General features: G+C 37.2%; 21 protein-coding genes, 1 tRNA gene and 2 pseudogenes. 10 read left to right on the top strand and 14 right to left on the bottom strand.

Features of this window, described 5'->3' with window-relative positions:
* Positions 1–459: 459 nt before the first annotated feature.
* From FGL31_RS22220 to FGL31_RS22210, 3 genes and pseudogenes are all read right to left on the bottom strand, one after another.
* Positions 460–717 carry a DUF6952 family protein gene (locus tag FGL31_RS22220; protein ID WP_099369797.1) on the bottom strand — a complete coding sequence of 86 codons (258 nt, stop codon included), beginning with the start codon at positions 715–717 and terminating at the stop codon, positions 460–462.
* Positions 698–951 (bottom strand): annotated as a pseudogene (locus FGL31_RS29475) (thioredoxin family protein). Before FGL31_RS29475 ends, FGL31_RS22220 begins: the two are co-directional and overlap by 20 nt.
* Before the next feature lie 129 nt (positions 952–1,080).
* A complete protein-coding gene (locus FGL31_RS22210) occupies positions 1,081–1,713 on the bottom strand; it encodes a peroxiredoxin (RefSeq protein ID WP_099369795.1) in 633 nt (210 codons plus the stop codon).
* Positions 1,714–2,028: 315 nt separating this feature from the next.
* Between FGL31_RS22210 and FGL31_RS22205 the strand changes: the two genes are divergently transcribed.
* A tRNA-Arg gene (locus FGL31_RS22205) sits at positions 2,029–2,100 on the top strand.
* Positions 2,101–2,310: 210 nt separating this feature from the next.
* On the opposite strand, the gene FGL31_RS28570 is transcribed toward FGL31_RS22205, so the two are convergent.
* The 6 genes and pseudogenes from FGL31_RS28570 to FGL31_RS28560 all read right to left on the bottom strand — a co-directional run bounded on the left by FGL31_RS28570 (position 2,311) and on the right by FGL31_RS28560 (position 7,863).
* The gene (locus FGL31_RS28570; protein WP_262709270.1) at positions 2,311–2,730 is read right to left on the bottom strand and encodes a plastocyanin/azurin family copper-binding protein; all 420 of its coding nucleotides are present in this window, start codon (positions 2,728–2,730) and stop codon (positions 2,311–2,313) included.
* 1,140 nt (positions 2,731–3,870) lie between these two features.
* Positions 3,871–5,676 (bottom strand): annotated as a pseudogene (locus FGL31_RS28565) (PVC-type heme-binding CxxCH protein); the annotation flags it as partial.
* Positions 5,677–5,840: 164 nt separating this feature from the next.
* A complete protein-coding gene (locus tag FGL31_RS22195; RefSeq protein WP_197734370.1) occupies positions 5,841–6,824 on the bottom strand; it encodes a Gfo/Idh/MocA family oxidoreductase in 984 nt (327 codons plus the stop codon).
* Positions 6,788–6,976: a hypothetical protein gene (locus FGL31_RS24050; protein WP_197734369.1), complete on the bottom strand. Its 189-nt coding sequence runs from the start codon at positions 6,974–6,976 to the stop codon at positions 6,788–6,790. Before FGL31_RS24050 ends, FGL31_RS22195 begins: the two co-directional genes overlap by 37 nt.
* A gap of 6 nt (positions 6,977–6,982) precedes the next feature.
* Positions 6,983–7,627 (bottom strand): sugar phosphate isomerase/epimerase family protein, encoded by a 645-nt coding sequence (locus FGL31_RS22190; RefSeq protein WP_197734368.1) that lies wholly within the window; start codon positions 7,625–7,627, stop codon positions 6,983–6,985.
* A gap of 107 nt (positions 7,628–7,734) precedes the next feature.
* A complete protein-coding gene (locus FGL31_RS28560) occupies positions 7,735–7,863 on the bottom strand; it encodes a hypothetical protein (protein ID WP_262709205.1) in 129 nt (42 codons plus the stop codon).
* A 571-nt stretch (positions 7,864–8,434) separates the two neighbouring features.
* Here FGL31_RS28560 and FGL31_RS22185 point away from each other — a divergent pair.
* From FGL31_RS22185 to FGL31_RS22155, 7 genes are all read left to right on the top strand, one after another.
* Complete coding sequence (locus FGL31_RS22185) at positions 8,435–9,007, top strand: AraC family transcriptional regulator (RefSeq protein WP_138094560.1); 573 nt, start codon at positions 8,435–8,437, stop codon at positions 9,005–9,007.
* A 125-nt stretch (positions 9,008–9,132) separates the two neighbouring features.
* Positions 9,133–9,744 (top strand): type II toxin-antitoxin system RelB family anti-toxin, encoded by a 612-nt coding sequence (gene relB / locus FGL31_RS22180; RefSeq protein ID WP_138094558.1) that lies wholly within the window; start codon positions 9,133–9,135, stop codon positions 9,742–9,744.
* Between the two features lie 164 nt (positions 9,745–9,908).
* Complete coding sequence (locus tag FGL31_RS22175) at positions 9,909–10,796, top strand: hypothetical protein (RefSeq protein ID WP_171017774.1); 888 nt, start codon at positions 9,909–9,911, stop codon at positions 10,794–10,796.
* Positions 10,797–10,905: 109 nt separating this feature from the next.
* Positions 10,906–11,736 carry a GLPGLI family protein gene (locus FGL31_RS22170; RefSeq protein WP_138094554.1) on the top strand — a complete coding sequence of 277 codons (831 nt, stop codon included), beginning with the start codon at positions 10,906–10,908 and terminating at the stop codon, positions 11,734–11,736.
* Positions 11,737–11,811: 75 nt separating this feature from the next.
* Positions 11,812–13,632: a carboxypeptidase-like regulatory domain-containing protein gene (locus tag FGL31_RS22165; protein WP_138094552.1), complete on the top strand. Its 1,821-nt coding sequence runs from the start codon at positions 11,812–11,814 to the stop codon at positions 13,630–13,632.
* Positions 13,595–13,879, top strand: a complete 285-nt coding sequence (locus tag FGL31_RS22160; RefSeq protein WP_138094550.1) for a hypothetical protein — start codon at positions 13,595–13,597, stop codon at positions 13,877–13,879. Before FGL31_RS22165 ends, FGL31_RS22160 begins: the two co-directional genes overlap by 38 nt.
* On the top strand, positions 13,857–14,483 hold the full coding sequence (locus FGL31_RS22155; RefSeq protein WP_138094548.1) for a hypothetical protein: 627 nt from the start codon (positions 13,857–13,859) through the stop codon (positions 14,481–14,483). The genes FGL31_RS22160 and FGL31_RS22155 overlap by 23 nt, the downstream gene beginning before the upstream one ends.
* 24 nt (positions 14,484–14,507) lie before the next feature.
* Here FGL31_RS22155 and FGL31_RS22150 read toward each other — a convergent pair whose 3' ends face one another.
* From FGL31_RS22150 to FGL31_RS22145, 3 genes are all read right to left on the bottom strand, one after another.
* The gene (locus tag FGL31_RS22150; RefSeq protein ID WP_171017773.1) at positions 14,508–15,263 is read right to left on the bottom strand and encodes a TlpA family protein disulfide reductase; all 756 of its coding nucleotides are present in this window, start codon (positions 15,261–15,263) and stop codon (positions 14,508–14,510) included.
* Positions 15,264–15,381: 118 nt separating this feature from the next.
* On the bottom strand, positions 15,382–16,134 hold the full coding sequence (locus tag FGL31_RS22855; protein ID WP_171017772.1) for a hypothetical protein: 753 nt from the start codon (positions 16,132–16,134) through the stop codon (positions 15,382–15,384).
* Positions 16,135–16,213: 79 nt separating this feature from the next.
* Positions 16,214–19,474 carry a PVC-type heme-binding CxxCH protein gene (locus FGL31_RS22145; protein WP_138094543.1) on the bottom strand — a complete coding sequence of 1,087 codons (3,261 nt, stop codon included), beginning with the start codon at positions 19,472–19,474 and terminating at the stop codon, positions 16,214–16,216.
* 387 nt (positions 19,475–19,861) lie between these two features.
* Between FGL31_RS22145 and FGL31_RS22140 the strand changes: the two genes are divergently transcribed.
* The gene (locus tag FGL31_RS22140) at positions 19,862–21,586 is read left to right on the top strand and encodes a RagB/SusD family nutrient uptake outer membrane protein (RefSeq protein ID WP_138094541.1); all 1,725 of its coding nucleotides are present in this window, start codon (positions 19,862–19,864) and stop codon (positions 21,584–21,586) included.
* A gap of 175 nt (positions 21,587–21,761) precedes the next feature.
* On the opposite strand, the gene FGL31_RS22135 is transcribed toward FGL31_RS22140, so the two are convergent.
* A complete protein-coding gene (locus tag FGL31_RS22135; RefSeq protein WP_138094539.1) occupies positions 21,762–22,460 on the bottom strand; it encodes a hypothetical protein in 699 nt (232 codons plus the stop codon).
* Between the two features lie 3 nt (positions 22,461–22,463).
* Entirely contained in the window at positions 22,464–23,450 is a 987-nt protein-coding gene (locus FGL31_RS22130; protein WP_138094537.1) for a hypothetical protein, read from the bottom strand.
* A gap of 116 nt (positions 23,451–23,566) precedes the next feature.
* On the opposite strand from FGL31_RS22130, the gene FGL31_RS24045 reads away from it, so the two are divergent.
* Entirely contained in the window at positions 23,567–25,234 is a 1,668-nt protein-coding gene (locus FGL31_RS24045; protein WP_197734367.1) for a hypothetical protein, read from the top strand.
* Positions 25,235–25,271 lie beyond the last annotated feature (37 nt).

Here is a 25,271-nt window from a genome sequence, read left to right as displayed (position 1 = left end):
GTGTTTTCATCATCTGGATGTGCGGCAAAATAAAGTGCCGTACCCAAGGTGCCCAGTTTATCAATTTTTGAGTTTTATGTTAGACGATGAATTACTTTGCTGTGCAGTTGCAGCAGAAAGAAAAGTTAGGAGTAGGATTAGGAGGCCTAAGAATCTTTGAATCATACTTAAATGTAATAAGATTAGCTTAAAAAAATAAAAGGAATCAAAATAATTTGATTCCTTTTACCAACAATTAAAAATCTTCGACTTGAATCTAAGGATATTATCCTTTGGTTCTTTTTAGCAGGATGATGCGCTTTTTTTGGTCTAACCTTTAATGAATATAAAAGTAATATAAATAAGGCTCTTTGGACGAGCCATTTAAAAAAAACTTTTCCACAAAAACAGAGTTATACACAGGTTTTTGTGGAAAAGAATATCAGTCAATTGAATGACTATATGAGTTGTTTATGTGAATTACTTGTCAATAGAACCCAAAACACGCTTCATAAAGGTGTTTAGGGCTTCTTTTTGTGGCATTCCCTCTTGAACTAATTTGTTTACTTCAATTGCGCCATACATATTGGAGATTAATTCACCAATAACATCCAACTCTTCGTCTTTAAGTTGAGATACTTCAGTCAACGACTCCAATGTTTCGATTGTTTCCAAAACAAAGTCAGCATCGTTTTCTGCGATAAACTCTGTAAGATGTTTAATTATTGGTAACTTCATTTAATAGATCTGTTAATCCCTCGATTTTATTTGTTTGTACTTGATTCACAAGTTTTCCGCCTTTGAAAGCAGCGAAAGTAGGCAAGTTGTTTACATTAGCTAATTTTCTTGACTCAGGGAATTTCTCTGCATCAACGATCACGAATTTTACATTTTCGTTCTCACCAGCTAATTTTTGAATTTAGGCTTCATAATGCGGCAGTTACCACACCAAGAAGCAGCATATTGAACCATCACAGTATCATTGCTGTTGATGACCTCTTGTAAGTTGTCTGAGCTTAATTCTTCTAACATGATTTCCTTGTTTTTTAGGGTAGAATAAAAAAAGAGGAGGATTATCCTCCTCTTCTGTTAGGGGGAATATTAATTTTGTGATAAGTATGAAGCAACGCCATCACGTGTAGCGTTCATCGCTTCTTTACCTTCTTCCCAGTTTGCTGGGCATACTTCTCCGTGTTTTTGAACGTGCGTATAAGCATCGATCAAACGGATAAATTCTTTTACGTTACGGCCTAATGGCATATCATTTACTGATTCGTGGAATACTTTACCAGTTTCGTCGATCAAGTAAGTAGCACGGTAAGAAACAGCTGAACCTTCAACTAAAGTTCCGTATTCTGGGTGCTCAATTTCTTTCAATTCTAAGATTCCTAATACGCTAGATAAGTTTCTGTTCGTATCAGCAATGATAGGGTATTCAACACCTTCGATACCACCGTTGTCTTTTGCAGTGTTCAACCATGCAAAGTGAACTTCTGCTGAATCACATGATGCACCAATAACGATTGTGTTTCTTTTCTCAAACTCAGCAACAGCCTCTTGAAAAGCATGTAACTCCGTAGGACATACAAAAGTGAAGTCCTTAGGGTACCAGAATAACAAGATTTTCTTGTTCTCTTGTTGTGCTTTTTCAAACAAATTCAATGTGAAGTTGTCGCCTAAATAGTCAATAGCATCTACTGTAATGTTCGGGAAATTTTTACCTGTAAAACTCATATTATTTTTCTTTTCTTTTTTGTGATACAAAGATACGACTTTTAACGCCCTTTTATTAATCGAAATTACTTATTAACTATCGGTTTTATCTATTTAAAATCACTATCATTTATAAATATGATTTATATCACAAAATTGCTTTTGGTTGAAAATCAATTAGTTCCAATCTTAACACGATTTTTACCACTAATAATGTTAAAACCACTACCATTCTATTCGCCAATTAATTATGCGAAGCACTAGATTGCAAAAATATTTTCGACCATAGTGAAAATAAATTTGTTCAAACTGCATAAAATAATAATTTTGCAGCTCGGCCCTGTAGTTCAACGGATAGAATAGATGTTTCCTAAACATTTGATAGCAGTTCGATTCTGCTCGGGGCTACAAAAGGAGACATCTTATAGATTGTCTCCTTTTCTGTTAATAAACCTTGTCAATTTTTTTAACTATCAAGCCTAAATCAATTCTAGGAGATAATTGGCAACTGATGGATTGAGCCTTGCAACTTCTCCATATTATTTTATGTTTTTCATTCAATTATCAAATAAATCACCCATAAAAAAACCGCGCCTGATCTAGCGCGGTTTCTTATGATTACTTTGTGACTTTCATTACACCATTCATAATTCTCCAATGCCCGGGGAATGTACAGGCAAATGGATAATCGCCTGCTCCATCTGGCACTTTGATGTTTAGTTCTACTGTTTCTCCAGGATCCACCAAAGGTGTACTGAACAGTACATCCGATGTTGTTGGTATATATTGCAGATCGATAGCATTCGGTTGTTGTGCTAATTCGTCTGCTGCTTTACCAACACGGTCTAAACTTCCTTGTTTTAGAATCAACAAGTTGTGCTGCATATGGTCATTGTTTTCAAAAACAATCTTTAATGTAGATCCAGCTTTGGCGGTAAAATTAGTAATGTCATATTCCATTTTTCCCACCAAGGTCTTAATTCTGATTTCTTTGTCAGCAATAGGCGATTCCGTGGTTGAGATATTGGCTTTATTCATGGCTACTAAACGACCGTCATCCAATGTTCCGGTGAAATTAAAATTATTCGTGAAATCTCCGGGGCTGTCAGCATTGACTTCATCCGATTTATCCGATGGACTAGATTTTCCGAAAAGAATAGGTCCGTTTGGTTTTGCATTGTAAAGGCCGCTGGTGACACCCTCAGCTTCGGGTTTACCATTTACATATAAGATCATTTTACCATCAGAAAGGAGGGAAGTCCTAACATTAAAGTCCGAACCAAAATCTTTATCCGACGAGATAGCGGTTTTTCGCCCCATTTGATTAACTCTAAACTGAAGTTTTCCATCTTTTATGTATACGATATATCCATTTGATTTATCGCCGTAGGACACTATTACGCCTTCCAAGGCTTTATCATCTTTTTTCATAACCTTTGCTGAGAAGTGCAGTTCTTGGCCTGCTAAGTCTGAAATCTGATTTGGTGCAATTATCCCCGCATTAGCATTCGCATTAGAAAAAACAGACATGTTATTCCCCAACAAAATTCGTTCTGCCAATGACCCGTTTACATTCGTTAGGTCGAGATCACCGAGCTTCTTTTTGAATTCGTCAGCAAATGCTTTTTGATGAATTGCTCCTGCGATCTGCAAACTATGGAACAGCCATTTATCTTTTTCGTTTTCCGGTTGTTGGACAGCTTCAAAAATTGCTTTTCCAACTTGTGGGCTAGGACTAGCGTCTGCCAATGCCAATATGGTTGCCAATCGGACACGCAAATCTTTGTCCTTGATCACTCCTGATGAAAGTATCTTTTGAATATTTTCTGGAGTTTTCGGCAATGCTTGTATAACAGCCCTTCTAACACCAGGTGCAGGATGTTTCAAAGCATCCAAAACAACGGCTGTGCTAGTTTTATCCTCACCAGACAACAGACCTAAGCCGTGTAAGGTCCAAATGGCGTGAATAGCACCTCCATTAACATTTACTTGGTCAACTGATTCATCTTTGATTAAACTGTGCAAGCTCTTTGCTACGGATTTGTCTTTGGACTCGACCAATAATCGCTGTGCAGTTAAGCGCCAAAACATATTGTCACTTTCCAAAGCATCAACGAGATTACTTGGTTTCTTTCCGTCCAATTTATAGTGTTTTTGTTTATCGGCATCTTCATAAACAAGACGGTAAATTCTACCTTTCTTATTGTCTCTTAAAGGATCGATGTAGGCATTACCCTCACCATTGTCGAATCCATCAGGAGTTGGGTTGTGCTGGATAATGAAATTATACCAATCCAAAAACCATAGTGCTCCGTCGGGACCCACTTTCGCCTCCACAGGACCAAACCAATTGTCTGAACTGGCAACGACATTCCAACCGTCTCCTTTTTCCTTAAAGCCAGATCCAGATTGCTCCAAAATATGGCGATGGATCAATCTGCCCGTAGGCTCGGCGATAAATGCAACACGGTTCCAATATTCTTTAGGAAATGCCCTTGCGGTATATAGATTGTGTCCTGTTGCTGCGGTGAACCCACCGAAAACATCTACTTGACGCAATTCCTTTGTTAACTCATGTATTTTATAATGACCATCAATTTTTTCAATCCCTCTTTCATTCAGGTTAGCTTTTTGATAGTACCGTTGAGGTATAGCCAAGAAATTACTGTGTTCATTGTTTGCTGTGGAGATAAAAACATCAGCATCTTCTGAGAAGCCCAATCCCCAAGTATTATTGGTTGTATTTCCCAGAAATTCAAAGTTTTTGACTGATGGATCAAAATTAAAAGCTCCAGAGCCAAATTTGAAATTTTTACCAGCTATGGATCCTTCAAAGCCCGAATAGCCTACAGTTCCCCAAATTTTATTGTCAATACCATATTTTAAGTTAGAAGGACCAGCATGTGTATCAAAAGTTCCCCATCCATCCATAATAACCTTGCGGACATCCGCTTTATCATCTCCATCAGTATCTTTTAGAAATAAGAAATGCGGTGCCTGTGCCACGATAACACCACCATCTGAAAACACCAATGATGTAGGAAGATTCAGCCCCTCAGCAAAGACGGTGAATTTATCTGCCTTTCCATCATTATTAGTGTCCTCACATATGGTAATCCGGTCACCACCTTGACCTTTATCGCTTTTTACGGTATTAGGGTAGTCAATGGTCTCGATGATCCAGAGTCTTCCTTTTTCATCCCAATCCATGGAAATGGGTTTCTTTATTTCGGGTTCACTAGCAAAAAGTTCCAATCGAAAACCAACCGGAATCTGTACCAATGTTTGTGACTCTTCAGGACTTAAAGGATGCTGGTAACGCGGAGGAGGGTCACGACGCTCGTAATTTGGCATCCTTGCTTCCTCATATTTAGGTTTTGCGATCACATATTTCTTCATTCTATCCACAGCCTTTTCACCAACAGCCCACAGAATCCCATTCTTTACCAGTTTGATAAATCCAGGATTGCGGAATGTTCTTTCATCATGTCCAAATGCGGTGTAGAAAACCCTTCCTTTTCCGTAATCCTTCACCCAAGTATAAGGTTCTCTATGCGAGCTGTCCACCCGTTCCATCAGGACATCTATGTCATCCGCAAAAAGATCGTGGACATAGGTTTCATCCCATTCTGTCACAAAAGGGGTAAGACCTTGCATAGACGGATGCTCGGGCTTGATGATTTCGGCACCAAATGAACCCCCTTCATGGCTTTTGAACTGACCCCCGATTAGTTTTACGACCTCATCAGAATTTCGAAAACAGAAAGATGCCGAATGAATAGGGATAAATCCTTTGCCAGAAGCAACGTAATCCAACAATGCCTTAGCTTGTGATTCGCTGATGGTATCATGGTTTGCATAGAGAATCAGTCCGTCAAACTTGTGCAGGTCTGAGCGTTTTAGATCTTCGGGATCATTTGAATAGGTAATGTTTATTCCATCTTCAAAATACTCCTTGGATAAAATATCTGCTAGTAACTCGGAGTCATGGTGTTTGCTATCGTGTCCTAAAAAAGAACAATTCTAGTCTTCTGGGCTTGTTATCTTCGTTGCATCCCCAAATCGAGAGGGCAACAAATAACATCAGCAACAAATTAAATATCCTATTCATCTTTATTTAATAATTGTTTTCTTCAAATTCGACAGGTTTATTCAGCTTCCCAAGTGAATGATGGCAGATAAATAATCTCACCTCCTTTCAGGGCAGATTCGTGTGCCAAAATACCTACACAGGTTATGTTCGCAGATTGCCTTGCATTAGGGAACGGCTGTCTGCCATTCTTCAGGGCATCGATGAATTCATGAACCAAATGCGGATGAGAGCCACCATGCCCAGCACCTTGACTGAAGGATAAGTGCTGATTTTCTTCTTCATCATACACACCGCCAGTAGTAAAATGCTGTATAGGTTCAGGAAGTAAATGTGCATAATCTGGACATTCAACTTCTTCAGGAATTTCTGGTTCTGGTTTTTTGGCAACATGCATTACCAATGGCTTACCTTCAATCAATGGCCATTCAACAGCCTTTTTGGAGCCATAAACTTCAAAACTTTCCCTGTATTGTCTTGCCGTGTCAAACAATGACCGATAGACATGTGCACTTAAGTCAGAATTTTTAAACTTAATATGCGCTGTTTCTACAGCAAATGGTGAATTATAATGACCTATTAGATCTTCTCTAATGGTTCCTGAGCCGAAGCAGGACACATATTCTGCCTCACTTCTTGTCAATCCTAACACTGGCCCAACACAATGTGTAGCATAATGCATAGGAGGTAAGCCCGGCCAATAATTTGGCCATCCATCCATATCTTGCTGATGGCTGGCTTTTAGAAATTGTATCTTGCCTAGATCTCCCTTCTCATACAGTTCTTTCATAAACAAAAATTCCCGAGCATATACCACTGTTTCCATCATCATATAGGTCAGGCCTGTTTCTTCAACCGCCTCCACAATCTGTCGGCACTCCTCTACCGTTGTTGCCATTGGGACTGTACAAGCAACATGTTTGCCTGCCCTAAGAGCCTTTATGGATTGCTCAGCATGATTAGGTATAGGCGTATTGATGTGTACAGCATCGATCTGTTCATCTTTTAACATCTCATCGTAATCCGTATATCTCTTTTCCACGCCAAAGGCATCGCCAATCTCATTAAGTTTTCTTCATTGCGCTGACAAATGGCATACATATTCGCATCAGGATGCTGCTGATAAATAGGAATAAACTCTGCTCCAAAGCCTAATCCAACTATTGCTACATTAATTTTTTCTTTGCTATCCATAAATTATCAGTTTTCTATATTATTTTCTGTGGTCCAATTTTTCAAGAAGGTATACCCATCGCGCGCAAAAGTGTCTTGATCTTCTGCCAGCTTGCGCCAAATGCATACTGCTCCTGCTAATTCTTTATTCTCTGGAGTAAAGCTCTCAATGGAAACAACACCTTTATAGTCTATTGCTTCCAAGGCTTTGCGATACTCATTCCAGCTTGCATTTCCAGAACCGGGCGTCCCCCGATAATTCTCAGAGACCTGAACATGCAATAGCTTGTCCCCGGCTTTACGAATTGCTAAGCCAGGATCGCGTTCCTCAATATTCATGTGAAACATATCCAGGCATATCTTTGCTGCAGGATGGTTGATGTCTTCAATCATTTGGAGCACGTCATCAACATTGTTGACAAGATCAGATTCAAATCGGTTAAGAGGTTCCAGTGCTATTTCCAACTCCATGGAAGAAGCAATTTCACATACAGTCCTAAGGTTTTCAACGGCTCGGGACCATTCTACTTCTCGCTCTTCCTTGGGTATCATCCTTGCCTTTCCAACAGCCGAGTACATGGGGCCAGCGAAAAACGCAGAACCCAATTCCCTTGCTATTTTTAAACATTCTTCGATATAAATGAGGGAGTTTTCTTTGCAGTTCAGGATCATCACTCGTCAGGTCTCTACTAGTTCCGAAAGCACCACAGACAATAACGCTTAGGCCATTTTTCTCTAATTCAGCTCGAATTTTGTCAGTATCAATCAATTGGGGGTCCTCAACTGCGAATCTCAACAGCGTCATATCCTAAATCCGCAATTTTTTTGAATAAGGCCGGTGCCTCCTCCGTATTGAAAGGAGAAGTCCATACCCAAGTACTTACACCCAATTTTACATCTAATGCCATAGTTTATAATGTGTTTTGGTCGATTTAAATTGATGTTAAGGAAATCCTTATCCTCTAAATTACGCCAATTAAAGATTTCGGTATACCTATGAATAATCCAAAACTGACTGTATTTTGTCAAAATAGTCGGGTAAGGCCTTCATCTTTGGAAAACAATCGCACATTTATCCTATTATTTCTTGGTATTTGCTCAGTGAACTCTTAAATTTAAGCAACCAAAATCTACCATTCCTTAGAGGAAAGAATATATAAACCGAGCATGGATATAAACTTCAAGAAGCCTGCAGTTCAGAAAACCAGAATTCCTGCGTCTCGTATTTTTGCGATCAGGAAGCTTAGTGAGAATCACTTTGATCCCACCTGGCACGCACATTCTGAATATCAACTTTTTTCTAGTATTGGAAGGGTCGGGGACCAAGTTTATCGGCAATACCATGAAGTCCTTTGGTAAAGGGACCTGACCTTTATTGGACCCAATATTCCTCATCTTTGGCGAAGTGAGGACTATTATTTTGATCCGCAGTCTGATAAAAGGAGTAAAGGGTTGGTTATTTATCTCAATGGCTCAGCATTGGAAAAGTTCATTGAGAAGGAGGAGTTCAATCAGCTAAAGATCCTATTGGGAAAAGTAAGGCATGGGATGGAGATTCATGGAGAAACTGCAACAGAAACCATTGAATTGATGCATGGGCTCTTGCATTTGCACGGAATGGAAAGCGTTATCCAACTGTTGAAGATTTTAGGAGTACTTGCCAAGAGCAATGAATACAACTTACTTCATTATGGAGAGATCCTTGATGAACCGAAGGAAGTTGAAACCAACCGCATAAACATTGTTTACAATTATGCTTTTACAAATTTCAAGAAAAAAATCACCTTAGATGAAGTTGCAGCATTATTGAGCATGACTTCTACTTCTTTTAGCCGATATTTTACGGCAAAAACCAGCAAGACATTTTCTTATTTCATTGCAGAACTCCGAATCAGTCATGCTTGCAAATTGCTCTCAAACTCCGAGAACATGAGTGTGTCCCAGATCTGTTATGACTCAGGATTTAATACCCTATCGAATTTTAACAAACAATTCAAAACTTTTGTCGGAGTAACCCCAAAAGAATATAGACAGAAGTTCCTGACGCTTTAATAATTGTCACAATTCCCAAGTTCCACGTGAAGCTAAAAAATGGATTTTTCATTGTAAAAGATAGCTGTGAATATTAGGTTAATTTACTTAATTTTTTGTTTACCTTAATATCCAATAATCGAGTTATGGAATTGTCTCAGAAAATAGCGCTTCTCCGAAAACAAAAAGGATTGACACAAGAGCAATTGGCAGAACGTGCAGGTGTAACTGTACGAACAATCCAAAGGATTGAAAGCGGTGAAACAATCCCAAGAGCATATACACTTCAGAATCTAGCCAAATCATTAGAGGTTGAGTTTGAAGAATTCATGACTGTTCAAAACCAGGACATGATAACTCAAACCCTAACAGACCAAACCTCGTATGATGAGAATAAAACTTTTCTGAAGATTTTATATTTATCATCTTTCTCATTTCTTTTTATTCCCTTGATCCATTTTTTGATCCCAATTATTGTCTTTAAAACTTCAAAAATCAAAGATCAAAATACACTGCGAAGAGGACGCAAAATTATTATTGAACAAGTTTATTGGGTAATATCCTTATCCCTGATTATGATGCTTACTGTAGCATATAATTTTACAGTTGTTCGATACCTGCCTGGAGGGAGTCTTATCCACTATTTGTGGCCATTAATAATTATGTATTTCTTGAATACTATTTTTATAATTCGAGGTATTTTAAAGCTTAATAAAAAAATGAGCGAGTCAAGTTTATCGCTTCCTACAGCCATATAACAGAGAAAGACGTGTAAATGTCGGGTCTATGCCGGCAATATTCCAATGTTTCTTAAATAGATTTGGTACCATAAATAAATCTTAAAGAAATGGACACACTCATCAAAAACCTCCTGTTATTATTCATCAGTTTTTGTTATTGCTTTTTTTCCAATGAAATACTTTTGGCACAGTTCAATACTACAGGTTCAATTGTCTTTTCATCTGAAAATATAGCTATGGATTTTATATGGAATGGCGATTCAATAAATTCAGAATGGGAAGAAAAAACCTCTTTACTTATTCCGGTTTACTTGGACAATTGCCCTCGAAAATTTTATATGCAATTTGATACGGGGTCACCCTATTCCATGCTGTATAATGGAAAAATAAAGGCCATTAAGGATAAACATCCTAAGAGTATTTCTAGCGAAATATTGCAGAACCAGGTGTCTGATTTTGATCTCCGTATAAATAAAAATCACATAAGATTCGTTCAAATCAACAGTAAGAATTATGGAGACTCAACAATTGATTGGAACAATGAACAAAAGATTGAGATTATTGGTGCCATCGGAACGGATTTTATAGATGGGAAAGTTGCTGTCATGGATTATCCAAACAAAAGAATTGAGTTATTGCAATCTGCTCCTGAAAAATTTAAGCTGCAACATTCCTTTATTTACTCAAATAGAAGCATATTATTGCCTTCAATCATCAATGAAAGAGAAACCTTGCTTTACTTTGATACAGGCTCCAGTATGTTTGAGTTATTAACCAGCAAAGAAATTGCAGAAGACCTCGCTAAACCCAATTCAAGACCCATCCTATTTTCAGTAAACTCTTGGGGAAAGAAAATGATAGCCCATTCCTATCCATCCAATCAAAAAATTGAAATAGGCAACAGAAAAATCAATATTAATAGAGCAACTTATATAGAAGGAGCCAGCGATTCTCAAGTCCAGCAAATGTTGAAGATGGGAATAGGAGGAATGACCGGAAATAAGCTTTTTTCTGATTATAGTTTAATCTTGGATACCAAACTTAAGATGTTTGGAATAGCAATTCCTTAGTCAAAAAAACTTTCATGGGTTTTCATTTTATTTCGTTGCGTTAGAACAAAATTCTCTTTTTTCTTTTTATTCTACTAAAAAACCGTAGATTTACTAAAAACTAATAATTATGAAAAGAACAATGATTACGATAGTTGCATCGGCTTTTGTTTTTTGTCTTGCAGCTCAAGAAAAACCTATCGCAAAAGTACATTACAATTTCATGCATGTCAATGATACAACGCAACGAGATAAACATCTAAGGGACGAGGTAGTTACCTATTTGGGTCAAAATAGCTCTTATTATACATCCTATTCCTCTGAAAGATTAAATCAGGATTTGAAAAGACAGACGGATAAAGCGGGTTTTGATGGCAACATTGTACTGAGTAAAAGTACTACTTCTATCGACCGCAATTATATTTTCTATCCTTCCCAAGAAAAGGCGATTGAACTTGCAAGTTTTGGTGGTGACAGCTTTTTGATAGACAGTAAATTTGAAGTTCCTACTTGGGAAATACATGATGAGTCTAAAGATATTGGCGGTTATAACTGTCAGAAAGCAACAACTGATTTTAAAGGCAGGAAGTATACTGCATGGTTTACCACCGATTTGCCATTTTCTTCAGGGCCGTGGAAGTTACAGGGATTACCTGGATTAATTCTTACTGCGACAGATAGCCGAGATGAGGTAAAATTTGAATACGCGGGATTTGATAAAATAGATGGGGAAACACAAATTGTAATAGAGGCACCTTCAACTGCCATAAAATCAACCTCTACAGAGGTTAAGAAGTTGGAAGAAGCCTTCAAGTCTAACCCACAAGCTTATTTGCAATCAAAACAAGGGCGTTCAGGAACTACTGGAAAGGTGATGTTTGGAGGTGCAGTGGTGGTTAAAGGTGGCCCGGTTCAACTTCAAAGGCAACAAATATATCAAACCTCAATATTAAATCCGTAAATATTAAAAGCGATGACTCCTATAAGCCATCAAAAGTTACGAATAACCCAATTGAACTAACTCAATAATTGTTAGATGCTTATTCGAATCCTTGTAACTGCTTTATTTTCGATTCTAAGTTCTGTATCATTTGCTCAAATACAAGCTATACAAGGTTTTGTTTTGGACAAACAGACAGGAAAGCCAATTCCGTCGGCATCTGTTTTACTGAAATCATCTGACAATAAAATTCAGGTTTTCGAACGGACAGATACTAAAGGATTTTTTTCATTCAAAAACAAAGGTGTGGATTCGAAAATTTTCTTAGAAATCAATCATTTGGGGTATAAGAAATATAGAAATGAACTCAATGAGGTAAAAGAGAATTTACATATCGAATTGGAGACCAATGTTACCCTTTTAGATTCCATTTTGGTCAAATCAAAACCGGCAATTCAGCAACACGGAGATACATTGGTTTATAATGTAGGTAGTTTTGCCAACGGAATGGATCGGTCGATAGGAGATGTACTCAAAAAAATGCCGGGCATTGAGGTTTCTGATAATGGATCAATAAAATATCAAGGTCAGGCAATTTCTAACCTCTACATTGACAGTGACGATTTATTGGATGACCGGTATGCAATTGGCACCAAAACCATACCTCATAAGATGGTAGAAGATGTTCAGGTGCTTAGAAACCATGAACCATTAAAAGTTTTGAAAGACAAGAGACTCAGTGATGCGGTTGCTTTAAACCTGGTTATCAAGGAAGAAGCGAAGCTTAAAATGACAGGGGAAATAAAAATCGGCGCTGGTTTGCCGAAGCTATACGACGCTGAAGTCAACAGTATTTTGTTTAATAAAAAGTTCAAGCTTTTGAATGTTTTGCAAGGAAATAATATCGGGAAGGACCTTGCAGGCGATTTCGTAGGATTCAACAGAGCATCGATCCTGGCCAAGTTAGGAAAAACTCCGATAAACAATTTATTGTCCTTGGGGACAGTCGGTGCTCCGCCTTTGGGTAAGACGAATTATTTTTTCAATAATCACGGTTCCATAAATGCCAATAACCTCGTTAATTTAAAAGATGATTGGCAATTGAAATCTAACATTCAACTGTTGCTTGGCAATGACAGAAACCATTTTGAAGGAGAAGATATTTACCTGACGGAGTCAGAAAAGTTTATTCTGCAAGAGATACAAGACCGGAAAAGTGAAGATTTTATAACATCATTTAGATTTACTGCAACAAAAAACACAGCAAATCAATACATGAGCAATAATCTGAATCTCGAATATAGTTGGGAAAGTTCAAGAGCAAACAATTATTCTAACCACGCAGGGAATAAGGGCATTTTGGATGAAAAGATCAAAGGTTTTTCGAATCAGCTATTTTATGTCCCAAAAACCAACAGTGATCATATCATTCAACTAGATTGGTATTTAGATTATGGGAATAAGCCTCAAACATTAAGGTTGAACCCAGGAGTATTTGCAGATAAATTGAATAATGGGATAGATTATGACCTAAGTAAGCAATTCGTTGAAGTGCCAACCTTGTATTCTCGGGCAACCTTAGGTTATCGCATTCCAACGACAAGGATCAGACAGAATTATCAAATGGGAACGGTATTGGACAAACAGCGGTTCAATAGTTCTATTATTCGAGAATCTTTCGGTATTCTTCATCCCATTTCTGGAGATTCCTTGAAGAATAATATGGATTGGAAAAGGTATAATATTTCTGTAGAAGCGCAATATGATTGGTCGAAAAACAGGTTTTCCATGCAGTTGAACCTGCCTCTAGAATTGCAAATCACTCGTTATGCTGATCCCAATTTCAATATCAATAAAAAAACAGGAAAACCTGTTGCTTATGCCAAGCCTAAATTCAAAATTATTAATCAGCGATGAAGATGAGCTTAGCCTGACGCTACAAAGGAGTAAATCCTTTGGAAATATCGACAATGTATACAGAGGAATCGTTCTGAGGAACTATAGAAGTCTCTCCAACAATATTGCAAACTTGGCCGAACATGAAAACCGCTCAGCTTCATTGGATTATAAATTTGCAAGGACGAAGAAAATGCTATTTTTGAATGCAGGATTTAAGTTATACGCAGATAATTTCCTCAAATATGGTCTCAAATCAGATCAGTGATAACAGCAGCACCACGCAGCTGGTCGATAGAGAGAATCAAGTTCAAACATTTTCGAGCAATATCGGTCTTGATAAATTTATCTTTAAATGGGCAAGTTCCTTAAAGCTCAATGCGCAATGGTCAATATCGGATTATTATCAACTTTTCAATCAAGAATTATTATCATACAAACAGTATAATTATTCCATTCGGACTAATATAGAGAGTAAAGTTTATAAAAGCATTAACCTTTCTTACCATGGAAGCTTGAGTTGGTCACAGAATAAGCAAGAAAATTCCGATGGAGATTTAGATCAAAATTCTTTTGGTCTTTCCCAAACTATTGGTTTGCCTCTATATTTCAATTCCATTTATTTACGGATGAATGCGAGACACCTCTACAACAAACAGGACGGTTTTGACGACATCAACTATTTGTTTCTGGATGCATTTGCTCGATACAGAATCAAAAAATGGAATTCTGACCTTGAGCTATCGCTAACCAATTTGGCCAATATCAAAACATTCGATACATATATGATCAATGCGAATATGCAAAGTCACAATCAATACCAACTAAGAGGTCGAATGGCGGTCCTGAAATATATATTTAATTTTAAGTAATAATTCAAGGATGATTTCGACAGACTATTTTTGAAACATTTGATGATTAAATTTTTCTGGAAAAATCGATGATAGTTCAAAGGCGATATTATGGAATTCGAAATTGTCATTTTTAATCCTTCCATTGCTTTCTACTAATACATATCTTGGAATTCCATTGAATTTAAACAATTCGCGTAGAGACAAATAATCATCGGAAGATATTCTGTAAGAGTTTTTCATGAAGTTTTTTTCACTATATTCTTTAAAGAATTTTTCTCCTGTACTTGATATATCCGTGATATATATAAATTCGAGATGAGGGTTGTCTTTGAGTTTTTCTCTAAGGGCGAGCGAGCTTTCAATTCCCGCTCTGCAAGGGCCACACCATTCCGCCCAGAAATCCACAACCAATATTTTTCCCTTATGTGGCTCTATCAATTTTTTAAAAACACTAGCAGCAGCCGTATTCGGAAGATCATAACCTGCTTTTTGAAGCTCTATCAATGCATCTAATCGATCTATTTCTTCCTTGAAAAATGGTATTTTGAAGGATCTTACAACATATGGTATTTCATTTTTGACAGCAGAATTGTTTTTTTGCATCACCATCTTAGAACTGATGTTCCTCATTTTGGCAATATCAAATACTAAAGGATGTTTGTTCTCTCCAAAATTTATATTTGCTAATGAATCGATGGCTTGGAAATAGTCTTTCCTGTTATAAAATTCTGTTTTTACATAAAGGTCAGAATATTCAAATCGGTTGATAAAAGTTGAAAACTCCCTAGAAATTATCAAATCAGGATCATTGAGGTCTATTTTGTTTACAAAGTCATAATAGGAACTCTCAAGCGGAATTTTGAGTATTTGATTTGTGGTGTCTTGCTTCCTGTAATAGTTCCTATCTGAAGCATAGTCAAACAGGTAATTGGCGAAACTTAAGTCTAGATTGTTTAGTAAAAGTTTTTTTGGCTTTAGCGGAAATTTTCCTTTCAGTCCATATACTATCCATTTTATTCCTTTGTTCGTCCCATATGGAAATCTGTAATTTTTTAAAGTCACTTGGAGGAACTGTTTTTTGATATTCATTAAGTTTTCTATAATCCGGAGAAGAGCCAGGATTTCTATCCAGTTCTTCATTTAAAGATTTGAATATCCCAAAATATTCAACCGCGTAAGGAGGCTTATCATTGTTGGTATTACGAACCTGTGTTGTAAGCAGATTCCAATCGATTATCACTCCGAGTGTGGCTCCAGGTTCTGTGTAATATCGAACGATATATTTATTGAGACTCAGGTAGCTCATAAATGGATGAATTGCTTCTAAATCTGCTTCAAACCGTCCATCTTCATGCACTTTAATGGTTGTTGGAAAATCTTCTCTGGTCAATATATTTTCATGATAAATAATCCCGGAAGAAAACCCTAAGTTTTTGTTGTAACCCTTGATATACCCAACTATCCGAACACTATCTGTTTTAAATATATTATCAATTGAATATTCAGTTATCTGCGTTTTCTTTGATTTACTTATTTCTTTGTTTATCCAATTCATGATCGAATCAGGAACTTCTTGAAACGTTACTTCTTGTTTTGGAGTTCTTACCTCATACGAGGATAAGGTAAAACAAAATAATACAGTAATGAAGCTAATAAGGACGACCTTCATAATTTGAACGATTGGTTAATTAAAGATATTAAATTTTCATCAAATTATTTGTAGCTTAAATAAAGGGTAATTAACCTCGTTATTGTACTCTCATAATACCATGCATAATCTGCCAATGCCCCGGGAAAGTACATACAAATGGATAGTCTCCTTTAGCCTTTGGGGCAGTGACTTTGATTTGATAACTTTGTCCTGCTTGTACCAATGGCGTTGCGAAAAGCACTTCCGGAATATTTGGAATAAAACTTTTCTCATAGGCATCTGGTTCTACGGACATGGAGTCTGCTGCTTTCCCGACTTTTTCGCGACTACCAGGTTTTGCAAATACTATATTGTGAGGCATCTGGTCATTGTTGTCAAATTCCAAAATCATCTCTTCGCCAGCCTTCACTTCAAGTACCTCTATATCAAATGCCATTTTCCCAGGAAGAGTCTTCAGGATATGTGTAGCCTTCAATTTTTCTTTTTGAGGTTCCTTGTTTTCTGGTTTAGGTTCATCCTTCGGCTTGTCACCAGCAAGGAGCTCTTTGTTTTCATCCATAAAGCGCTGAACCGCAACGGCAGATTTCATCTTTGCAAACTCTTCAGCAGTCAGTTTTGGTTCCGAATATTTTCCCGCCGTAGGATCTTCAGCAACAAAGCCTATATATAATGATTCCCGTTTAGTCGCAACAGAGCTCAATAAAAGGTTTGCTTTTTTAGGGTCTTTTGCCAAGAATTGCTTGTCATTGCTAAACATTTCTACCCATACTGGGCGCAAATGCCTGAAAGACTCATTCAGAGAATAATTGATGTAATCATCAGTTGGCATTTCTGTAGCCGCTAACAAAGCATGTACAGATTTTGGATCCTTAAAATGACTCAATGCAATGATTGCCTCCAGCCTAACCCTTGGAGATTGGTCCGCAGACATCTTGATAATTTTATCTAGTGAATTGGGAATTTTCTCAGCCCAATAGTACAATACCCGAGTTGCTGCAGATCTTACGCCTGGGCTCTTACTTTTCAGCAACTCATCCAATAACTTTTCGTTGGGTTTGTTAAACTGTTGATAGATCCAAAGACCTTCCATCTTATGTTGATCGAGCATCGGGTCATTTTTAACCAGTCCAGCAATCCATTTATCCACTGCCGGCAAGACATCGCTTGCCTTGTATTCTCTGAGCGCTCTTCTAGTTCTGTACCTTGCGCGGTCTTCTGTTAGCTTTAATTGATCCAACATTTCAGGTATGCTCATTTTTGTTAAACCCACAGGTTTTAGTGTTGACTTGCTTTTATGTTTTATCCGCCAGATTCTACCTTTTGTATGATCACGTTTTTCATCCCTAAAGTTCTGCTCTCCATGTTGAATGATAGGATTATACCAATCCACCACATACAAAGCGCCGTCAGGTCCAAATTGCAAGGCTACAGGTCTAAAATTGGGATCAGTAGATTGCAATAGGGATTGCGTTTCAGTGCCTACAATTCCACTACCTTGTTCTGCAATTTTGTGCTGCCGGATTCCTTGAAAGCCGATAAAGGTATTGAACAATACGTTTCCTTGCAGGCTGTCAGGGAATGCCCGGCTCGATATAATCTCCAGACCACATGTCTTAGGTTTTGCTGCTGCGGTCAGGAAGTCTTTCATCTCCAGATGTTTCTTGGGGTAGTCGATAGCCACGGTCAATGGCGGTGCAAAATAATTTAAACCGGTAGATACATCTGCTATCAATTGGGTTCCATCCCGCATAAATACATTGCCCCAAGGATTTGCAAATAAATAGGAGATATGTTGGTCAAATTTCCTTGATTTGGGTTCATAACGCCATACCATGCCATAATCACCACGGCGTGGACCATAAGGAGTCTCGACCTGCGTATGCAGAAATGTACCCATATTCATATATAAAGCACCATCTGGGCCCCATGTATAAGTATTCAGGGTATGGTGGGAATCCTCGGTTCCGAATCCTGATAGTAATACTTCCTTATAGTCAGCTTTTCCATCGCCATTGGTATCCTTCAAAAAAACAAAATCTGGAGCTTGAGTTACATAAACACCACCATCTCCGATTTCAAACCCCAATGGAAGGTAAAGGCTGTCAGCAAATACCGTATGTTTATCGGCTTTTCCGTCGCCATCGGTATCTTCTAAGATTAAAATTTTGTCGTTTGGAGGATTGCCAGGAGTATAATTGGGGTATGAAGGCATGGTAGCGACCCAAAGCCGACCTTGAGAATCAAAGGTTGCCGAAACTGGATTGGCCATTGGAAAGTCTTTCTCGGATGCGAACAGCTCGATTTCAAAACCCTCGGGCAGAATAAATTGGGACTTCGCCAATTCCAGATCCTCTTCTGTTGTGGGTTTTATGTTTTCTTGTGGAATTTCCGCTTTACCGGCATTTATGATCTTTTGGGCAGCAAGAGGATCAATCTGTGCCCCCTTCTGTGCTCCAGTCCATACTAAGCTGTCCAATTGTTCTACCATCTGGTCTATTTTGGCAAGTTCATTGGGCAAAGCCTGACCACCTGCCCATTCTCGCCTGCGGCCATAGATATATTCTCCGTTTTGAGATTTGTATCGATAGAAGAAATGTTTGTTTTTTGTGTTGATCAATGTTCTTAAGCTTTCGGCCTGTGGTAATTCGGACAGGCTTTTTATGGGGAAATCCAATGCTTTGGCCATCAGTTCACTGACCAATTTATATCCATCATCATTCAAATGTATACCATCCGTGGTAAGTGGCGATTTGGCATCATCCATTTCAGCTTTTGTAACAGCAAATAGGTTGATAAATGGAATACCCATTGATTTTGCTACTTTGCCCATTTCCTCTGAATATATTTTCAGGGATTTATTGTGATCCTTAGGATCAGGCAATTCATCTCCTAGTTTTTCATGGGCTATTGGGGAAACCAAAATTATCTGTGGCGTTTTATTGAGGCCACCTTTCAGGTCTTGAAGACTTTTTATAAAAGTTTCCAGTTCAGTTTTGAAAGTTGCTAAGCTATCAACACCTTTAAAGGACTCATTCATACCAAAACATGCGAAAATAACATCAGCTTTATGAGCTTGTAGGTGTTCCTGAAGTGTTCCAAAGTTGAGAGGTCGAGGTCGTAGGTTGACCTCGTCTGCATCCCAGCCTAAATTACGAACGTGTAGTTTGTGGTACGGAAAGCTTGCCTGCAGCAGGGTTTCAAAATAGTTGTTCCGTTGCATTCTTTCGGCAAACGAGTTTCCAACAATGGCAATACTACTGCCAGGCTCAGGTTTAAATGAGACTATTTCAATTTTCTCCTGGCAGGAAATCAGGATAAATAAGGCAAAAAATATACTCAGGATAGGATATCTTTTCATAGGAAACCAATTTTGTCGAGGTTAGGGCGAATTTATAATTGTTACTTAAAGGAAATAAAAATATAATGCTTTCGCATCCTGTACCTGCCTGTTCGATTCTGAGTAATAAGGAATTGAGATTTTCGCAATGTTAACAAATAATTAAGTTTTCATTTTATGAGGTAAATTATGGGAAACCGTAAGATATTTGATTTGCTGTTTCTTTAATTTGCGCGTTCAAACATCAATTTATGAGATTTATGACTAGCCGGCTAATTTGCCTAGTACTCTTATGTACAGTATTTTTTTTATTCTTGCAGCAAGAAAGAAAATTTAGAAAACGGGAAAGACTCTAAAGTTGCGCTTAAGGGTGCTGTTGAAAAAGGTCCATTTGTTAGAGGTTCTGTAGTGACTATTTATGAATTATCTGAAGATTTAACACCAACGGGAAAATCATTCAAATCAGAAATCGTAGATGACAAAGGGTCATTTAGTTTGGAAGGTGTGGTTCTCAGCTCAAACTTTGTCCAATTATCTGTAAATGGATTTTATTTTAATGAAATATCTGGTAAGTTATCGACATCGCCTATTACATTGAATGCTTTAGCAGATATCAGTTCAAACAATACTGTTAATGTTAATATCCTAAGCCATCTTGAAGAAAAACGCGTAAAGAGTCTGATAAAAAAGGAAAAATTAAAATTTGCTGATGCAAAAGTTAAAGCTGTAAAGGAAATATACAGTGCTTTTTATGCTAAAGCATCGAGCAATAATTTGAGTGAAGAGATTTCATTGACCAAGAACAATGAACACTCCAATATTTTATTGGGTATTTCAGCAGGACTTCTTCAAATGGCATCTTCCGATGATGCTAAACTTACTGAAATATTAAGTACTATTTCAACAGACTTAGAGACCGATGGGGAAGTAAATCAAACCTTAGCTTCCACCATTAAATCTGGATTGGAATCTTTCAGCGCAAAACAAGTCTCAGATAATATGAAAAAGAGATATGCTGATTTAGACCTAACTATTGGTGACTTTGATATTAAGAAAAATTTTACAGCTGATATTCAGGAAATAGATCCAAATCATGCATTAACGCCAGATCAGATCTATTCAAACGAAGGGGCAATTAATGAAAAGATTAATTCATTAAAGCTAAGTTCTTTAAAACTGAATGAAAATTTAATTTTGGCAGAAGGATTGTATATCAATACCATAGGATCAAAATCATTTAATGAGTTTTCTTATAAACCAATCAGTTCTAACAACTCCAAATTACATAATTCATATACTGAATTATTCAAAATTATTACCGATAGTTATTATTTTGAAGAGGCCTTGGGAATGATAAAAAATGAAAGTTTAAAAAAGTTTCAAGGGCATGGATACTTATATGTTGCATTAAGTTATTGGCAATTTATGAATTATTGGGGTGACCCTATCTACTTTGAAAAAGTACCAACTGAAATGGACGTATCAAAAGGTAGAACAAATAAAAGTGAAGCTTCTAATAAAATCCTATCCAAACTAGCAGCGGTTATAAAACATCTAGAAACCTCATTTCCTAATGATGCAGAGTTAGGAAGAATGATTGCCGCGAGAATAGCTATGGACAATAAAAATTATACACTGGCCAACACTTACCTAAATCAAATAATTGATAGTAAAAAATTCGCTTTAGCAAGCAAGTCTAATATCCATAGTTCTAATTCAGAGAGTATTTTTGGTGTCGATTACAATTTGTCACCAGAATTAAAACCCAATGATAGCGATAACCCATATCTGAAAGGGAATTACAGAAGTATAGCTAGATACTCAGAAGTTATTTTATTGGCAGCGGAAGCAAACTTAAAGCTGAACAATAAAACAAAGGCGATCCAGCTTTTAAATGAAGTTCGTAAGAGAAATGGTAAGGCTGAATTATCGACCTCTGAATCGAATATCTTGAAAAATCTTCATACAGAATTCAAGGAAGAGATGAAAAATGAAGGCGTTTATTTTGCATTCTTAAAGCGAAACGATCTTGCGGAATCTGAATTAGGCATTAAAGCTTATCAAAAATTATTTCCGATTCCCCAGTATCAATTATCAATTATGCCAAATATGGCGCAAAACCCAGCCTATTAACCAACAATCATATTTTACTAGAAGCACTTGATTTTCTTAATCAGGTGCTTTTTTTATTTCATTCTTGATTAGCACGAAGCGTACCATATATTGCATTAAAGTAGATGGTAAAACCAATTGAAGGGTCTGACTAAAATTCTGGAGAAGACAGAGGAGAATGAAAATATAAGCTTTCTTATCGTCTAGATATTTCCTTTCCTTCGGTATTAAAGTCGATATAAAGGTCTTTTCGATCTCCCTTTACGGAGCTATACCAATAGCTCCTTTCAATTCCATGAAAATCCATATGGGTAAAGTATACATGATCTGAAGCAACACCACCTTCCATATTTTTTGCTTCTTTTATCATTTCTTCATGAATATCATGGGCTAGTGAAAACTTAATTTTGTCCATTGGAAACAGGAAGCTTTCCATAGGAATGTTTCCAGTGATTTTCACCGGAGTTGGTTCTTGCCATTTACCATATCTGTATGTATATTCATCGACCTCATCAGGTTTGTCAGGATTCTGCATTTGGATAATAATCATTCCATCCATATGGTCATATAAGAAAAAGCTTTGGTAGAGCATGATTTTCTTTCCTCTGAACAAAGGTAAATTGACTAATTCCTGTTGTATTTGGTCAAGCTTATCTTTGGATTTAAATAAGCTTTCTGATTCCTTTTGACCGGTCTCTACCGTGCTATTATGCGAAGATGAACTCGAAGAAGAACTATAAGTTGTACTGGAGGACGAACTAGACCCCAACTGCTCACGAGGCTTGTCTTTCTGTACAGGTTTTGGATTTATTGTTTCTTCATAGCTTTGTTTTATTTGTTGGCATGAAGAAAGAAAAAATATGAGTGTCAAAAGTGAAATACTAGCTTTTCTCATAAGTTATTGGTTGGGTTCAATTATTTGAGGATTCTCAGGATGGTAAAGGATTCTGATGCTGTTACCTCGATTTAGGCTAATCAGATCCATCTGATTATATATTCTTTTAAAATCTGCCTTTATTGTTTTTCCTTTGTCTTCAAATTCTACTACGACCAAGATTTGTGGTTGGTCATTTATGGAGGTTCCAGTAGCAACAGATGAAACAATCTTTGCCTCAGTTGATTTTCCATGCAGCAACAGCCACTCTGTATTGGAGGGTTTGATAAAAATCTTCCTGATAAATATCAATATGCCGACATAGAGGAGTCCAAATAAAGGTGCTAGAATAAAAGGGTGTTCAAATGATAAATAGCGCCATCCATAGCCGTTACTTTCATATAAATATCCATAGATCAACAGACCTATTGGCACTAAGATCATCACCAATAAAACAAATAAAATTAGGTTGAGGATAGGTTTGTTGAATCCGATTTTTCCTGTTTCTAAAGTAATTGAGGGGTTCTTTGATTCTTCGTCGACCAATAAGGTAACGGGTTTCCCTATATCAAATCGATGTTCCTCGGGCTTACTGTCTGATAAATTCAATTCAAAATTGACCATTGATCCGGACAGATTCTTAAATTCTAAAACTAAATGTACTGACTCATACTCCTTGTTTCTTTCAAAAATATGGCTTTCTATTACGGTAGCCTTGATCCTTTTGCCTTGACTATGCAATCCCATTAATTTTTTTCTTTTCCTAAGCAGGTTGAACAAGAAGTTATTAGCGAAAAGGAAGATCAATAGAAGCCACAAAAATAAGCCCAACCCTAAATAAAAGAAGGCAGTATTGGCACTTTTATCATAATTAAATTTCCAATCGCCTTGTTGACTATGAATAAGGATAGGTAGTCCAAATCCCATTAGGAGAGCGAATATGGTCCAAAAACCTATCCCTGAAATGATGTTTCCAGGCCGAATAGTTGAGCGCTTTGATAAATCATTCATTATGAATACAATATAGAAATAAATTAAAAATAATTATAAATTATGTCTTCTCAGTTGTAGAGATATTGTTCTAAAATTTTCGTATTCTTACTTTCTCAAAACTATTATACTGGTTCATGGATCTTTCGTCTGATTACATTATTTCGAATACAGATTTCAGTAATTTAACATTATTTGAACTGCTCAAGCATGTGGATAATGCAAGCTTCATTGACCATAAAGATTTTAAGGACGTTTACGCTTTATCACTAGAATTAAATTCTGGAGTCTTCACAAAAAACGATCAAGACCAGGAATTCTCTACGGTCGTTGTAAGCCAAATCAGAGGCCATATTGTAACAAGCTGTACTTGTGGAAATGTTGGCAATAGAATGTGCGAGCATCAAGGTATAGTTTGCTATGCGATTCTGGAGAACAATGACTTCAGTTTGTTCTTTGATGAGAAGGCAAGGGATAAAGCTCTGCTTCAGATAGCTAAATCTTATGGACTAGAAGATGAACCTAATTTGGACAACTTTTTTAATATCAGTTTTGAGGAAGGAGAGTTGAAAATTTCTCCTTCGGTTGTAGGTTTATTAAAGACTGATAATCTTTCCGTCGATAGTTTTCCGATTATTCCAATACGTAAATCTAAATTGGCAATCCTTTCGGAGCAGCATAGAAAACGGATATTGGTTATTTCGAAACATCGTTATTATAACCAGTTGAACATTTTGTTGATGGAAGCTGAGCGCACGAAATCAGGAAAAATTAAGAACCCGATAGATGCGGTTGACACGCAACCCCTGATTTGGAATAGTAATGACCCCAAAGAATTAAAATTTTATTCAGCGGTCCATTACTTCCAGAATAAATATTCTGATGACAGTTTGGATCTCGATTTAGATGCACTGAAATTAATCATCAAGAATCCGTTGTCCTTGGATGTTTTCTTCCATGACCGGTCCATTTCAGAAACCATTTTATCCAAATCCTTGAAATCAATTACGTTGGATGTGCTAAAGGCGGAAGTTCAGTTGACCGTATTCAAGAAATCACCATTCTATGAAATTACAGGTGAGTTGATTTGGAATGAGACTTCTCTCCACTTTAAACAACTTCAAATTAAGAACGAGTATTTTCTGTTGCACAAAAATGGTCTTTACCTCATTGGTAATCCAGATTTGCTTCGGGTCATAAAGTTCTTTAAGTCCAACAATGAAATAATTGTCCTCCACGAATCCAAATACGACGAATTCTTCAGGAATTTCCTGGAACCTTTGGAGCAATTGGTAAAAATCAATTATTCATTTATTCGTCAAGCGACGCCTGCTCAGCTTAGAGATAAAAACTACGAGATGTCACGTCTTATCTATCTACAGCAGGAGGGCAGCTACGTGTCAATTACTCCAGTGATGAAATATGGCGATATTGAAGTTCCTGTTTATTCTCGCAAACAAGTCTTCGACACAGACCCAAACGGGAATGTTTTTAGTGTTGAGCGGAACCATGATGCTGAAGAACGGCTGACAGCCTCTATTTTGGACAAGCACCCTGAATTCCTGGAGCAGTTGGAAGAAAAGGTGTACTTTTATTTGCACAAAGACAAGTTCTTGGATGAAGATTGGTTCATTGAAACTTTCGAGCAATGGCGAGAGGAAGATATTGCAATCTTGGGTTTCAATGATATAGAAAAAAACAAGATCAACCCACATAAAGCAAAAATCTCTATTGAAGTGATATCGGGTATTGACTGGTTCAATGCTAAGTTAAAAGTGGGATTCGACAACAATATGCAACATTAAGGCAGATTCATCGAGCTATCCGCAATAAGAGCAAATT

It is taken from the genome of Sphingobacterium daejeonense, from assembly GCF_901472535.1.
Lineage (GTDB): Bacteria > Bacteroidota > Bacteroidia > Sphingobacteriales > Sphingobacteriaceae > Sphingobacterium > Sphingobacterium daejeonense.
The sequence above is the reverse complement of the archived record's forward strand: the minus strand, read 5'-3'. Positions and strand labels throughout refer to the sequence as shown.